Origin of the sequence: Streptomyces sp. Je 1-79 (assembly GCF_025195125.1) — a bacterium.
In the GTDB taxonomy this organism is placed as follows: Bacteria; Actinomycetota; Actinomycetes; order Streptomycetales; family Streptomycetaceae; genus Streptomyces.
This window is the reverse complement of the sequence record NZ_JAMGSL010000015.1, coordinates 1-14,030: the sequence shown is the minus strand read 5'-3', so window position 1 is coordinate 14,030 and position 14,030 is coordinate 1. Positions and strand designations below refer to the sequence as shown.

At 73.4% G+C, this 14,030-nt stretch carries 14 protein-coding genes; 8 read left to right on the top strand and 6 right to left on the bottom strand.

What is annotated here, in order from left to right:
• Positions 1-21: 21 nt before the first annotated feature.
• Entirely contained in the window at positions 22-717 is a 696-nt protein-coding gene (locus tag M5362_RS27245) for a GDSL-type esterase/lipase family protein (protein WP_260230434.1), read from the bottom strand.
• A gap of 63 nt (positions 718-780) precedes the next feature.
• Positions 781-1,245: a pyridoxamine 5'-phosphate oxidase family protein gene (locus M5362_RS27240; RefSeq protein ID WP_260230433.1), complete on the bottom strand. Its 465-nt coding sequence runs from the start codon at positions 1,243-1,245 to the stop codon at positions 781-783.
• Between the two features lie 128 nt (positions 1,246-1,373).
• Between M5362_RS27240 and M5362_RS27235 the strand changes: the two genes are divergently transcribed.
• Positions 1,374-2,363, top strand: a complete 990-nt coding sequence (locus tag M5362_RS27235) for a WD40 repeat domain-containing protein (RefSeq protein WP_260230432.1) — start codon at positions 1,374-1,376, stop codon at positions 2,361-2,363.
• Here the strand turns inward: M5362_RS27235 and M5362_RS27230 are convergent.
• Positions 2,329-3,075, bottom strand: a complete 747-nt coding sequence (locus M5362_RS27230; RefSeq protein ID WP_260230431.1) for a TetR/AcrR family transcriptional regulator — start codon at positions 3,073-3,075, stop codon at positions 2,329-2,331. The two genes, M5362_RS27235 and M5362_RS27230, sit on opposite strands and share 35 nt — an antisense overlap.
• Positions 3,076-3,162: 87 nt before the next feature.
• Here M5362_RS27230 and M5362_RS27225 point away from each other — a divergent pair, with 87 nt between their 5' ends.
• Together M5362_RS27225 and M5362_RS27220 are read left to right on the top strand one after the other, a co-directional pair.
• Entirely contained in the window at positions 3,163-4,170 is a 1,008-nt protein-coding gene (locus M5362_RS27225; protein WP_260230430.1) for an ATP-binding cassette domain-containing protein, read from the top strand.
• Positions 4,167-5,036 carry an ABC transporter permease gene (locus M5362_RS27220; protein ID WP_374214534.1) on the top strand — a complete coding sequence of 290 codons (870 nt, stop codon included), beginning with the start codon at positions 4,167-4,169 and terminating at the stop codon, positions 5,034-5,036. The genes M5362_RS27225 and M5362_RS27220 overlap by 4 nt, the downstream gene beginning before the upstream one ends.
• A 58-nt stretch (positions 5,037-5,094) precedes the next feature.
• Here the strand turns inward: M5362_RS27220 and serC are convergent, their stop codons facing one another.
• Positions 5,095-6,213 (bottom strand): phosphoserine transaminase, encoded by a 1,119-nt coding sequence (gene serC, locus M5362_RS27215; protein ID WP_260230429.1) that lies wholly within the window; start codon positions 6,211-6,213, stop codon positions 5,095-5,097.
• 49 nt (positions 6,214-6,262) lie between these two features.
• Between serC and M5362_RS27210 the strand changes: the two genes are divergently transcribed.
• Genes M5362_RS27210 through M5362_RS27200 form a run of 3 tightly spaced genes read left to right on the top strand, consistent with a single transcriptional unit; the run spans position 6,263 to position 10,343 of the window.
• Positions 6,263-9,064, top strand: a complete 2,802-nt coding sequence (locus tag M5362_RS27210; RefSeq protein WP_260230427.1) for an FAD-binding and (Fe-S)-binding domain-containing protein — start codon at positions 6,263-6,265, stop codon at positions 9,062-9,064.
• 9 nt (positions 9,065-9,073) lie between these two features.
• Entirely contained in the window at positions 9,074-9,817 is a 744-nt protein-coding gene (locus M5362_RS27205) for a TetR/AcrR family transcriptional regulator (protein ID WP_260230425.1), read from the top strand.
• The gene (locus M5362_RS27200) at positions 9,756-10,343 is read left to right on the top strand and encodes a DUF2867 domain-containing protein (protein ID WP_260230424.1); all 588 of its coding nucleotides are present in this window, start codon (positions 9,756-9,758) and stop codon (positions 10,341-10,343) included. The genes M5362_RS27205 and M5362_RS27200 overlap by 62 nt, the downstream gene beginning before the upstream one ends.
• 25 nt (positions 10,344-10,368) lie before the next feature.
• Here M5362_RS27200 and M5362_RS27195 read toward each other — a convergent pair whose 3' ends face one another.
• Entirely contained in the window at positions 10,369-11,352 is a 984-nt protein-coding gene (locus M5362_RS27195; protein WP_260230423.1) for a GlxA family transcriptional regulator, read from the bottom strand.
• Positions 11,353-11,467: 115 nt separating this feature from the next.
• Between M5362_RS27195 and M5362_RS27190 the strand changes: the two genes are divergently transcribed.
• On the top strand, positions 11,468-12,061 hold the full coding sequence (locus M5362_RS27190; RefSeq protein WP_260230422.1) for an MBL fold metallo-hydrolase: 594 nt from the start codon (positions 11,468-11,470) through the stop codon (positions 12,059-12,061).
• On the opposite strand, the gene M5362_RS27185 is transcribed toward M5362_RS27190, so the two are convergent.
• A complete protein-coding gene (locus M5362_RS27185; RefSeq protein ID WP_260230421.1) occupies positions 12,058-12,912 on the bottom strand; it encodes a LysR family transcriptional regulator in 855 nt (284 codons plus the stop codon). The genes M5362_RS27190 and M5362_RS27185 overlap by 4 nt on opposite strands.
• A gap of 142 nt (positions 12,913-13,054) precedes the next feature.
• On the opposite strand from M5362_RS27185, the gene M5362_RS27180 reads away from it, so the two are divergent.
• On the top strand, positions 13,055-14,029 hold the full coding sequence (locus M5362_RS27180; RefSeq protein WP_260230420.1) for a DMT family transporter: 975 nt from the start codon (positions 13,055-13,057) through the stop codon (positions 14,027-14,029).
• Position 14,030 lies beyond the last annotated feature (1 nt).

The window sequence follows — 14,030 nt, the reverse complement described above, 5'->3', positions numbered from 1 at the left end:
GTCAGCGCTCCTGGCGGTCTGTCAGCGGGCCGCGACACCACCGGAGTACGGGGAGCCGAGCCCCCACGCCTGGTGCATCGCCGAGGCGAAGGAGGCCGCCAGCTTGTGCTCGCCGGACGGGCCCGGGTGGGTGCCGTCGTAGGTGTCCGTGCCGAGCTCGTACGTCTCCGGCACCGTCGCGAGCAGCAGTGGCGACGCGGCCGTGTCCAGGTCGGCGACGGTCTTGGCGAGGAGCTCGTTGAAGCGCGCGCACTCGGCCGCGAAGGGCGCGTCGTACGTGGCGCGGATGTTCGGTATGACCGGCATGACGACGGACCTGACGTGCGGGTTCGCCACGCGAGCGGCGTCGACGAAGGCGCGCACGTTCTCCGTCGTCTGGTCGCTGTTGGTGTAGAAACCGAGGTCGATCAGGCCGAGGGAGACCAGCAGGACGTCCGCCCCGGTCGCGGTCACCGTCTCGCCGATGAGCGGCGCCATGTGCAGCCACCCCTCGCCCCAGCCCGCCAGATGACGGCGGGCGGACGCGGGGAAGGCCGGATCGGCGTAGGCGTGCGAGAGGGGCGCGTCGGCGGCGGAGTCGTACAGCCCGGTGCGCGGGCCGACGATCTCGTACCGTCCGGGCAGCACGGCTTCGAGGTGCTGCCACATCCGGTAGCGCCAGGTGTGGTCGCCGGCCTGTCCGATGGTGCAGCTGTCGCCGACGAACATGAAACGCATGGTCATATCATCGCGGAGCCCGCCCGGCCGCTGCGACGTGATCCCGGCCACCCGCCGGGCGTCTCAGCCCTCGATGTCGAGCGCCGTCCCGTAGAGCCGGTTCACCTTCAGGCGGATGACGACGCGGCCCTCCGCCACCTGCTGTTCCAGGAACGCGTCCTCCTCCGGGCCCCGGGGCCGGGACGGTTCCGGGATCATCGACAGCAGTTCCCGGCCGACCTCGTCGCCCGGTGTGGTCGTGGCTTCGGAGACCTCGGCCTCGCCCTCGGCCACGGCGAACGACCAGACGTCACCGCCCTGGACGTGCACCGCCGCGCGGGGGTCGCGGCGGAGGTGCTTGAGCTTGACCCGGTCGGCGGTGGTGGAGAACCGCACGGTGCGTGCCCGGGGGTCCCAGCTGTAGAGCATCGTCGTGAGGTGGGGGTGGCCGCTGCGCTTGTTGGTGGCCAGCGTGCCGAACCGCTGCGTGCCGAGCAGGTCGGAGAGCGCGTCGTCGGACAGGGGACGGGGTGCGGGTCCTTCGGTCATGTCCTGCCCAACTCCGGTACGGCGCAGGACATTCCACGGTTCGGGGGCAGCGTCGGCGGGTCTCCGCCGGCCGCCTGTGCCGCTGGCCCGGCGGTCGGATCCTGCGGAGCCGTGGCAGGCTGGAGAGCATGCGATCACTCCTGGGTCTCCTCGGCGCCTCCGCGCTGGTCCTGGCCGCGGCGGCCGCCCCCGCCGCTGCCGCCGACGCGGACCAGGACTTCACGATCACCGACCCCCGGATCACCGAGTCCAGCGGTCTCGCCGCCAGCCGCGCCCACCCCGGCGTCTACTGGACGCACAACGACCAGGACGCCCCGCTGATCTACGGCGTCGACTCCCGTACCGGCGAGACCGTCGCGACGCTCACCATGAAGGGCGTCGGCACGCCCCGCGACATGGAGGCGATCTCCGTCGGCCCGGACGGTGACATCTACGTCGGCGACATCGGCGACAACCGCGACGGCACCTGGGACCACGTCTGGATCTACCGCTTCCCCGAGCCGAAGCGGCTCGGGGACCAGGCGGTGACGGCGAAGCAGTACGACGTGAAGTACGCCGACGGGCCGCGCAACGCCGAGGCCCTGATGGTCCACCCGAAGACCGGCCGGGTCTACATCGCCAGCAAGAACCAGGAGACCGGCGGGCTGTACGCGGGCCCCGAGCGGCTCTCGTCCGCGGGCACGAACGTCTTCCGGCGCGTCGGCGACGTGCCGTGGGTGACCGATGGCGCCTTCTCGCCGGACGGCGGGCGGCTCATGCTGCGCGGCTACTTCAGCGCGAAGGAGTACGTCTGGAAGGACGGCCGCCTCGCCGACGAGGGCACAGACGTGGGCGTGCCCTTCCAGGGGCAGTCGGAGTCCGTGACGTACACGAAGGACGGCTCGGCGCTGATGATCGGCTCGGAGGGCGCGAAGAGCAAGGTCCTCCGCGTGGAACCGCCCCGGGCGGAGGGACCCTCGGAGGATTCCTCCGGCGCGTCGCCCAAGAACCCGGGCAAGGGCGACCCCGACGCGCCCACCGCCGCCGAGGAGCGCGGCAACTTCACCGTCGGCGTGATCGTCCTCGGCGTCGCGACCGCCCTGGTCATCGGCGGGAAGCGCCTCCTGCGGCGCGGCTGACGAGCACCTCGAAACCGTCGAGGAGGCGTTCGAGCCCGAAGGCGAAGTGGTCGAACTCCTTGGAGAAGGTGTCGTCGGCCAGCTCCGCCATGCGGGGGTAGTCGCCCGAGGCCATCGCCCGCTCCAGGTACGGGCTCTGCCCCGCCCAGAAGTCCTCGTCGCTCACCCCGGTGTCCTTCACCGCCTCGACGGTGTCGATCTCCATGCGGGCGATACCGGTCACATAGCTCTGCACGGCGATGATCACCCCGATCGTCTCGTGGTCGCTCAGACCCATCCCGTGCGGGCCCTTCAGTCCGGTCAGGCAGAGTTCGAGGCCGCGCAGCGCGCCGGGGCCGAGGACCGAGCGGGCCTGGTTGACCCGGAGCAGCCAGGGGTGTGCCCGGAAGAGGTCGAGATGGCCGCGGGCCAGCTTCTCGACGGTGTCCCGCCAGTGGGTGGGCGGCTCCGGTTCGCCTTCGAGGGACTCGCCCTGGACACGGTCGATCATCAGGTCGAGCAGCTCGGTCTTGCCGGGGACGTACCGGTACAGCGACATCGTCCCGACGCCGAGTTCGGCCGAGACGCGCCGCATCGACACCGCGTCCAGCCCCTCCGCGTCGGCGACCCCGACCGCCGCCGTGACGATCCGGTCGAGGGTGAGGCCCGGCTTGGGGCCGCGGCTGGGGCGCTCGCCCCTGCCCCACAGGAGTTCGAGGCTGCTCGTCGTCATGGCCTCACCTTAAAACTGAGTACGGCGTACGCGTAATGGGGTACGGTGTACTCAGTTTGCTGGAGGACGCCGAACGGAGGGCTGACCATGCCGACCCCGCACGAGCACGCGGTACGCGCCGAAGGGCTGCGCAAGCGGTACGGCGACAGGAGGAACGGCACCACCCACGCCCTCGACGGCTTCGACCTCGCCGTCGCCCCCGGCACCGTCCACGGACTCCTCGGACCCAACGGCGCCGGCAAGACCACCGCCGTACGCGTCCTCGCGACGCTCCTGCGGCACGACGGCGGCCGGGCCGAGGTCGCCGGGCTCGACGTGGCCCGCGACCCCCGCGCCGCCCGCGCCCGGATCGGCCTGGCCGGCCAGTACGCCGCCGTCGACGAGGGCCTCACCGGCCGGCAGAACCTGGAGCTCTTCGGCCGCCTCTTCCACCTCGGCGCCCGCCGCGCACGCGCCCGGGCCGCCGAACTCCTCGACCGCTTCGACCTCACCGCGGCCGCCGACAAGGGAGCCGGGAAGTACAGCGGGGGCATGCGCCGCCGCCTCGACCTGGCCGCCTCGATGATCCTCGCCCCGCGCGTCCTCTTCCTCGACGAGCCGACCACCGGCCTCGACCCGCGCGGCCGGGGCGAGGTCTGGGGCGCCGTCCGGACCCTGGTCGAGGGCGGCACGACGGTCCTGCTCACCACGCAGTACCTCGACGAGGCCGACCGGCTCGCCTCCCGGATCACCGTCATGGACCGCGGCCGGGCCATCGCCGACGACACCCCCGACGGCCTCAAGAACCGCGTGGGCGGCGACCGGATCGAGGTCGTCACCGCCGAGGCCGCCGACCTCGCCGCCGTCCGCGCGATCGTCGCCCGCCGCTCCGCCGGCCCTCCGGTCGTCGACACCGGCGAACGGCGCGTCCACGCCCCCGTCACCGACCGGGTCACCGCCCTGACCGAGGTCGCCAGGAGCCTTCAGGACGAACGGATCGCCGTGGAGGACATCGGCCTGCGCCGCCCCAGCCTCGACGACGTGTTCCTCACCCTCACCGGCCACGGCACGGACACGGACGACAACCGGAACCGCACGGACGGAGCAGCCGCGTGACCACCACCGCCCGCACCCCCACGCACCGCACGCCTCCCACGGCCGCCCCCGTCGACCTGACCCTCGACACCCGTCATGGACGCGCCTACTGGGCCGTCGTGGACTGCGGGAACGTCGTCCGGCGCACCCTGCTCAACTACCGCCGTCAGCCCGCCGCGATCCTCTGGGTGCTCGGCTTCCCCATCGTCTCCGTCCTGCTCTACGGATTCGTCTTCGGCAGCGCCATGCGCGTCCCGGGCGACGGCGACTACCGCGAGTTCCTGATGCCCGGCATGTTCGCCACGACCATGGCCTTCGGCTTCATGAACACCGCCACCACCGTCGTCACCGACGTGGGCAAGGGTGTCGTCGACCGCTTCCGGTCCATGCCGATGGCCCCCTCCGCCGTCACCACCGGCCGGGGCGTCGCCGACCTCCTCGTCGCCTGCGCCGAACTCGCCATCCTCGCCACGACGGCGCTCGCGATCGGCTGGACCTCCGACGGCGGCTTCGCGGCGACGGCGCTCGCCTTCGGGCTGCTGCTGCTCCTGCGCTTCGCCCTGATCTGGGTGGGCGTGTGGGCCGGGCTCGTCCTGCCCAACGCCGAGGCCGCGGGCGCGCTGTACGCGGTGATCTTCCCGCTCACGATGGTCTCCAGCGTCTACGTGGCCCCGGCCCTGATGCCCTCGTGGCTGGCGCCGGTCGCCGCCTGGAACCCGATCTCCTCGACCGTCACCGCGACCCGCGCCCTCTTCGGCAACCCCGGGGCCGGCGGCGGCGGCTGGGTGGAGCAGAACGCCGTCCTCATGGCCTTCGTCTGGCCCCTCGCCATCACGGCCGTCTTCCTCCCGCTGGCGGTGCGCCGCTTCCAGCGCCTCAGCCGCTGAACGCACGAGGGCCCGGCATCGACCATGTCCGATGCCGGGCCCTCCGTACACCCAGGGGTTACAGCTTCTCGATCACGTAGTCGATGCAGGCCGTCAGGGCCCGCACGTCCGCCGGGTCGACCGCCGGGAACATCGCGATCCGCAGCTGGTTGCGGCCCAGCTTGCGGTACGGCTCGGTGTCCACGATGCCGTTGGCGCGCAGCACCTTGGCGACCGCCGCCGCGTCGACGTCCTCGGAGAAGTCGATCGTGCCGATGACCTGCGAGCGCTTCGCCGCGTCGGTGACGAACGGCGACGCGTACTTGGACTCCTCGGCCCAGCCGTACAGCGCCTGCGAGGACTCCTTCGTCCGGGCCACGGCCCAGTCCAGACCGCCCTGGCCGTTGATCCACTTCAGCTGCTCGTTGAGCAGGAAGAGGGTCGACAGCGCCGGGGTGTTGTACGTCTGGTTCTTCAGCGAGTTGTCGATCGCGGTCGGCAGGGAGAAGAACTCCGGGATGTGACGGCCGGACGCGTGGATGCGGGCCGCGCGCTCCAGGGCGGCCGGCGAGAAGGCGGCCAGCCACAGGCCGCCGTCGGCGGCGAAGGACTTCTGCGGGGCGAAGTAGTAGACGTCCGACTCGGTGATGTCGACCGGGAGGCCGCCCGCGCCGGAGGTCGCGTCGACCAGGACGAGCGCGCCCTCGTCGGCACCCGCGACCCGCTTCACCGGGGCCGCGACACCGGTGGAGGTCTCGTTGTGCGTGTACGCGTACACGTCGACGCCCGCCTCGGCCCGCGGCTCCGGGTGGGTGCCCGGGTCGGAGGAGATCACGGTCGGCTCGGCCAGCCAGGGGGCCAGTTTCGCGGCCTTCGCGAACTTGGAGGAGAACTCGCCGAAGGTGAGGTGCTGCGACTTCGACTCGATCAGCCCGTGGGTCGCGATGTCCCAGAAGGCGGTGGAGCCGCCGTTGCCCAGGATCACCTCGTAACCCTCGGGCAGCGAGAAGAGGTCACGCACGCCGGCACGTACCTCGCCGACCAGGTTCTTGACCGGAGCCTGGCGGTGGGACGTGCCGAGGAGGGAGGTGCCGGTGGCGGCCAGGGCGTCCAGCGCCTCCGTACGCACCTTGGAGGGGCCCGCGCCGAAACGGCCGTCGGCGGGCTTGATGTCAGCGGGAATCTGGATCTCAGCCACGGGCGGAGCGTATCGGGTCGGGCCGCACACGGCCGACGATGTCCGCCGGATGAGACGAGAGGTGAGACATCCTGACCTCGTGCGAAAACACCACGAACGGTCGGAGCTGGAGGCGGCGCTGCGCGCGGCCGTGGCAGGAGACGTCGACTTCGGCACCACGGCGAGGGCCCTGATGACGATGGACGCGTCCAACTACCGCCGGGTGCCGGTGGGTGTGGTCGCACCCAGGGACGCCGCCGACGTGGCGGCGGTGCTCTCGGCCTGCCGGGAGCGCGGGGTACCGGTCGTCGCCCGCGGCGGCGGCACGTCGATCGCGGGCCAGGCGACCGGCACGGGCGTCGTGCTCGACCTCACACGCCACATGCGGTCGGTCGTGTCCGTCGACCAGCGGGCGCGGACGGCCGTCGTCCAGCCCGGGCTTGTCCTGGACCGGCTCCGCGACGCGGTACGCCCGTACGGGCTGACCTTCGGCCCCGATCCGTCCACGCACAGCCGCTGCACCCTCGGCGGGATGATCGGCAACAACGCGTGCGGCGCCCACTCGGTGGCCTGGGGCACGACCGCCGACAACGTGCTCTCGCTCGACGTCCGTACGTACGGAGGCGAGGGGCTGCGCCTCGGGCGGGACTGGCAGGGGGCGCCGGCGGGGCTGCGGGAGCTGGTGGACGGGAACCTGGCGCTGCTGCGGACGGGATACCCGGAGGGGCTGCCGCGCCGGATCTCCGGCTACGCGCTCGACGCGCTGCTGCCGGAGCGGGGTGGGGACGTGGCCCGGCTGCTCTGCGGGAGCGAGGGGACGCTGGGGGTGGTGACGGAGGCGACCGTACGGCTGGTTCCGCTGCCCGCCGCGCCCGTCCTTGCGGTCCTCGGGTACGCGGACGAGAGCGCGGCGGCCGACGCGGCGGCGGGGCTCCTGCCGTACCGACCGCTGACGGTGGAGGGCATGGCGGCCGATCTGGTGCGCGGCGCTTCCGGGCTGCCGCGCGGCGGGGCCTGGCTGTTCGTGGAGGTGGACGGGGAGGACGCGGCGCGGGAGCTGATCCGGGCGGCGGACGCGCTGGATTCCTCGCTGGTCACGGACCCGGCCGGGCAGCGGGCGCTGTGGCGGATCCGGGAGGACGCGGCGGGCACGGCGACCCGGATGCCGGGCGGCGCCTCGCCTGCGGGGCCCGGGGGCTCGGGGCCCGGGGGAGGCCCGGAGGGGAGCGGAGGCCCGGGAGGCGGTGGCGTCGAGGCGTGGCCCGGGTGGGAGGACTGTGCGGTGCCGCCCGCCCGGCTCGGGGCGTATCTGCGGGAGTTCCGCGCACTGCTCGCCGAGCACGGGCTTCGCGGCACCCCGTACGGCCACTTCGGTGACGGCTGCATCCACGTCCGTATCGACTTCGACCTCTACTCGGCGGCGGGGGTCGGCCGGTTCCGGGAGTTCTCGGAGGCCGTGGCGGAGCTGGTGGTCGCACATGGGGGCTCGCTGTCGGGGGAGCACGGCGACGGGCAGGCGCGGGCGGAGCTGCTGCCGAAGATGTACGGCTCCGAACTGGTCTCGCTGTTCGGCCGGGTCAAGGACGTCTGGGACCCGGACGGCGGGCTGAACCCGGGGATGCTGGTGCGGCCGCTGCCGCTGGACGAGGGCCTGCGCTTCACGGCACTGCCGGTGATGGCACGGGAGGTGGCGCGCTGCGTCGGGGTCGCCAAGTGCCGGGTGGCGGGGCCGACGTCGGGGCCGGAGGTGATGTGCCCTTCGTACCGTGCGACGGGGGAGGAGATGCACTCGACGCGGGGCCGGGCGCGGCTGCTGCACGAGATGGCGCTCGGCGAGGTGATCACGGACGGCTGGCGCTCGGAGGAGGTCGCGGAGGCGCTCGACCTGTGTCTGTCGTGCAAGGGGTGCCGGAGCGACTGCCCCGTGGGCGTGGACATGGCCGCCTACAAGGCGCACTTCCTGGACCGGCACTACGCGGGCCGGCGGCGGCCGTGGTCGCACGTCACGATGGGCCGGCTGCCGGAGTGGCTGCGGCTCTTCGGCCCGGCGCTGAACCTGGCCCGGATGTTTCCCTCCCGGCTGGCGGGCGTCGCGCCGGAGCGGGAGCTGCCGAGGGTGGCGTCGCGGACCTTCGTCTCCTGGTTCGGTACGCGTCTGGAGACGGTCTCCGACGTGTGGCTGTGGCCGGACACCTTCACCAATCACCTGGCACCGCAGGTCGGCCGGTCGGCCGTGCGCGTCCTGGAGGAGGCGGGGGTACGGGTGGGGCTGCCGCCGGGCCGGGTGTGCTGCGGGCTGACGTACGTGTCGACGGGGCAGCTGGACCGGGCGCGGCGGACGATGGGCCGCACGCTCGACGTGATGGAGCCCAGGCTCGGTCATCCCGTGGTCGTCCTCGAACCCTCCTGCGCGGCGACCCTGCGGACCGACCTCCCGGAGCTGCTCCCGGACGACCCGCGTGCGCGGACGCTGGCCTCCTCCGTGCGGACCTTCGCCGAGGCCCTGGAGGAGTTCGCGCCGGAGTGGGAGCCGCCGCGCCTCGACCACCCGGTGGCCGGTCAGACCCACTGCCACCAGCACGCAGTCCTGGGGGACGGGCCGGACCGCAGGCTCCGCGAGCGTATGGGTCTGGAGGGTGAGTTGAGTGGGGGCTGCTGCGGCCTGGCGGGCAACTTCGGCTTCGAGCCGGGCCATTACGAGGTCTCGGTGGCCTGCGCCGAGGACCAGCTGCTGCCGGCGGTCCGAGCGGCGGACGACAACGCGGTGCTCCTGGCGGACGGCTTCTCCTGCCGTACCCAGCTCGACGACCTGGCGGGCCGCCGGGCCCGTCACATCGCGGAGGTCCTGGCGGAGGCGATCCGGCCGCAGTAACATACATACATGAATGTACGTGAGCACTCCGGCTCACCGGGTCCCCGCCGGTCCACGCAGGCCGAGCGGCGGGAGCGCACGCGGGCCGCGCTCCTGGAGTCGGCGGCCCGGGGGCTGTCCCGGCACGGCTACAGCAACCTCGTGCTGGAGCAGGTGGCGAGGGACGCCGGCTACACGCGCGGCGCGCTCTACCACCAGTTCAAGGACAAGCAGGACCTGGCCCTGGCGGTCTCCGAGTGGGTCTTCGAGGCCTGGGACCGGGAGGTCGGGCACCACGTCGAGCGGGAGCCGGATCCGCTCGCGGCACTGCTCACGCTCGCCCGCGCCCACACCGCCTTCTGCCGGCGGGACATCGCACGGGTGGCGGTGGCGCTGCGCCTGGAGTTCTCCGGCCAGGACCATCCGATCGGACACCAGGTGGAGGCGGGCTACCGCGCCCTCGTCGACCTCTGCACCGGCCGTGTCGAGGCCGGGCGCGCGGCGGGAGCCATCCCCGCCGGCCCGCCGGCCGGGGACGTCGCGCTCGCCTACGTCGGCGCGCTCGAAGGCACCTCGATCGCCCTGGCGGGCCGCGTGCCCGACGACGCGTCACTCGTCGTCGCCGCCGTCTCGGGGGCCCTCGGGCTCGACCCCCGGACCACGCACTCCTCTGTACGGCACGAGCCACGGAACGAACCGCAGGAGGCACGCCATGGAACTTCCCAAGTCCGCGCACACGTCCCGCCCGTGGCGGATCCACGAGCTGACGCCTGACTTCCGGCTCTACGACGTCTGGGCGCTGCCGACGCCCGGCGGCCCCGACGACTTCCCGCGCCTGGTGCGGAACTTCGCCGGGGGCGACACCGGCGACAACTCCTCCTGGGTCGCCCGCCGGCTCTTCGCGATCCGCTGGAAGCTCGGCAGGCTGTTCGGCTGGGACGACAAGGATGAGGGCCTCGGCTCCCGGGTGCCGACCCTGCGCGACCGGCTGCCGGAGGATCTCCGCGACGGACCGGCGGGACCGGAGTTCGAGCTGCTGCCCTTCACGTCCGTCTACCTGAGGGACGACGAGTGGGCGGCGGAGATGGCCAACCGGACCATGCACGGGGTGCTGCACCTGAGCTGGGTCCCCGACGGCTCGGGCGGCCACCGGGGTCAGATGGCCGTGCTGGTGAAGCCCAACGGCCTGTTCGGCAAGGCCTACATGGCGGCGATCGCTCCGTTCCGGCACCTGATCGTGTACCCGCCGCTGATGCGCGACATAGGCCGCGAGTGGCGCGCGACGGGGGCGTGGGGGTGACGGGGCGAGGGGTGGCGGGCGCGCCCTAGGCCCGCTGGGCCTGTACGTCGACCGCTTCCGTCCTGGTGAACGTACGGCGGTAGGTGCGGGGCGGTACGCCGCGGCGGCGGACGAACTGTTCGCGCAGGACCGCCGCGCTGCCGTAGCCGACGAGGCGGGCGATCTCCTCGACCGGGAGGTCGGTCGTCTCCAGGAGTTCCTCCGCCCGGCCGAGCCGCTGGCCGAGGACCCAGGCGTGCGGGGTGGTCCCGGTCGCCGCGGTGAACCGGCGCGCGAAGGAGCGGCGGCTCATCAGGGCGCGGCGGGCCAGTTCGGCCACGGGCAGCGGTTCGTGGAGGTTCTCGCGGGCCCAGGCGAGGACGCCGCCCAGCCGTTCGTCCTCGCAGTCCTCGGGGACGGGGGCGGTGACGTACTGCGCCTGTCCGCCGTCGCGGTGCGGCGGCAGGACGAGGTCACGGGCGACCGCGTTCGCCGCCGCGGCCCCGTACTCGCGGCGCATCAGGTGCAGACAGAGGTCGAATCCGGCGGCGGCGCCCGCGCCCGTGAGGATCCGGCCCTCGTCGACGTACAGGGCGTCCCGTTCGACGGTGACGGTCGGATGGCGCTGCGCGAGCAGGTCGGCGAACCGCCAGTGGGTGGTGGCCCGCAGTCCGTCGAGCAGCCCGGCCGCGGCGAGCGCGAACGCGCCGACGCAGTGCGACCCGACGAGCGCGCCGCGCGCGTGGGCGGCGCGGAGCGCGTCGAGCACGGGGGCGGGCGGCGGGGTGCGGAAGTCGGCCCAGGGGAGGGTGAGTACGAGATCGGCGGAGGCGAGCCGGTCGAGCCCGTGGTCGACGGCGAGCGGCACGCCGAGGTCGGTGGGGACCTGCCCCGGCCGGTCGGCGCAGAGCGCGAAGTCGAAGCGCGGGAGCCCCGCGGGCGGGGCGGCGAAGACCTCGGAGACGAGGCCGACGGCGAGCATGCCGACGCGGGGCGGGGTGTAGGCGGCGACGTTCAGGAACGGCGGCATGCGGGGGAGTGTGGCACGCGCGGCGTTCGGCGCGCGAAGGGGTCTGGCAGAAAACCCGCGATGGGTGGCAGTACGGCCACTCGTCGGCGCGCTCGCGTCCGGCGAAGCTGGGGGCATGACAGACCAGCCGCGCGGAAACAGCGCCACCTACACCGTTCTGACCACCGGTTACACCCTCTCCACGGGGCCGGGCGTCGCCGCCACCGTCTCGTACGTGACCGACGGCGACCGCCATGTGATCGTCGACCCCGGAATGGTGGCGAGCCGCGACCGGATCCTCGGCCCGCTGGCCGGACTGGGCCTGGGGCCGGACGACATCACGGACGTCGTGCTCAGCCACCACCACCCCGACAACACGATGAACGTCGGCCTGTTCGGCAGGGCGCGCGTCCACGACCACAAGGCCGAGTACCTGAACGACCAGTGGACCGACCGGGACGCCGAGGGCCATGAACTGACCCCCTCCCTGCGCCTGATCCGCACGCCGGGCCACAGCCCCGAGGACATCACGCTCCTCGCGGGCACCGCCGAGGGCGTCGTCGCCTTCGTGGGCGATCTCTGGTGGCGCCCGGACGGCCCGGCGGAGGACCCGGTGGCCCCCGACCGCGACCAGCTCCGCACCTCGCGCCTGCGGGTCCTGAAGTCGTCCGACGTGATCGTCCCGGGCCACGGGGGCCCGTTCCCGGCCGGTGACGAGGCGGTGCTCTAGGTTCGGGTGATCTCCTTCGCCAGGGTCACCAGTAGGTGGGTCGCCGGGTGGGGGGTTGCGTCGCGCCAGGCGAGGAGGACGTGGACCGGTGGGGCGTCCGGGAGGGGGCGGTAGGTGACGCCCGGGTGGGGGTGCATCGCGGCCGTCGACGCCGATGAGACGCCGACACCGCGGCCCGCCGCGATCGCCGTGAGCCAGTCGTCCGTGTTGCCGACCGTCAGGGTGGCGGCCGGGCGGTGCCGCGCGGGCCAGAGGGCGGGGGTCGTCGTGCCGGAGACCGTGTTGAGGACGACCGTCTCGCCCGCGAGGTCCGCCAGCGTCAGGGACGTACGGGACGCGAGCGCGCTGTCCGTCGCCACGGCGGCCACCCGGCTCTCCGTCGCCAGTTCCTCCGTCGCCAGCCCCGGCGCGTCCACCGGCCCCCGCAGCAACGCCGCGTCCACCTCGCCCCGGACCAGGCCCGCCGTGCGGTCGTCGATACGGAGGAGTTCCAGCGGGGTCTCGGGGTGCTCCCGCTGCCAGCGCCGTAGCAGCGGGGTGGTGTACGGGCCGAACGCCGACCACGCGTGGCCCAGCCGCAGCGGCCGGTGGCGCAGCCGGGCCGGGTCCAGGGCCGTGTCGAAGGCGGCGACGGCCGCCGCCGCCCGGTCGTGGAAGGCCCGGCCCTCGGCGGTGAGCGCGAGGTGGTGCGTGGAGCGGTCGACGAGCCGGACCCCGAGGTGTTTCTCCAGGGCGGCGAGCGTGCGGGAGACCGCGGGCTGGGTGAGGTGGAGCCGGGCTGCGGCCCTGGTTACGTTGCCCTCCTCCGCGATGGCGAGGAAGCAGCGGAGATGACGCAGCTCGATGCTCATGCGTTCGGAGCATAACCGCAGCCCAATCGGCATTTCACGCGCCGCGCGGTGGCTCGTAGCGTGAAGGTTGGAACCCACTTGACGAGTCCACTATTCTGGACTTCAAAGTCCAATCTGATGAACCATGCAGGGGAGTGAGTCCGTGGACAGCCCGGTCAAGGACATCGCCGCCGGAGCGTCGCCCGCCGCGAGCCCGGACGCCACGCGGACCGCCGCGAGCCCGGCGGGCGCCGCGGTCACGGCCCGCGCCGCGCGCGCCGCCCGCCTCGGGCCCGTCGCGCTCGTCGTCGCCGGCGGTCTGTCCGTGCAGTTCGGGTCCGCCGTCGCCGTGCTGCTCATGCCCCGCGCCGGCGCGCTCGGCGTCGTCACGCTGCGGCTCGTGCTGGCCGCCGCCGTCCTGCTGATCGTCTGCCGCCCCAAGGTCCGCGGCTACGGCCGCGCCGACTGGGGCACCGTCGTCGCCTTCGGTACCGCCATGGCGGGTATGAACATCCTCTTCTACCAGGCCGCGGACCGGATCCCGCTCGGCGCCGCCGTGACCCTGGAGGTCCTCGGCCCGCTCGTCCTCTCCGTGATCGCCTCGCGCCGGCTGATGAACCTGCTGTGGGCCGGGCTCGCCCTCGGCGGCGTCGTCCTGCTCAGCGGCGGGGGCTTCGACCGCCTGGACCCGGTCGGTGCGGCCTTCGCGCTCGGGGCGGGCGCGATGTGGGCGACGTACATCGTCTTCAGCGCCCGGACCGGCCGGCGCTTCCCGCAGGCGGACGGGCTGGCGCTCGCGATGGCGTTCGGCGCGCTGCTCAGCCTGCCGTTCGGCGTCGTCGAGGCGGGCGACAAGCTCCTCGTCCCGTCGACGATCGGCCTCGGTCTCGCCGTCGCGCTGATGTCCTCCGTCCTCCCGTACACCCTCGAACTCATCGCCCTGCGCCGCCTCCCCGCCCCCACCTTCGCGATCCTGATGAGCCTGGAACCGGCCATCGCGGCGGGCGCCGGCTTCCTCGTCCTGAGCCAGGCGCTGGCCCTGACGGACGCGCTCGCGATCGCCCTGGTCATCGCGGCGAGCATGGGCGCGGTCCGCACCCAGATGAAGCGCGCCGCCGCCCTGCCACCGCAGGTCTAGG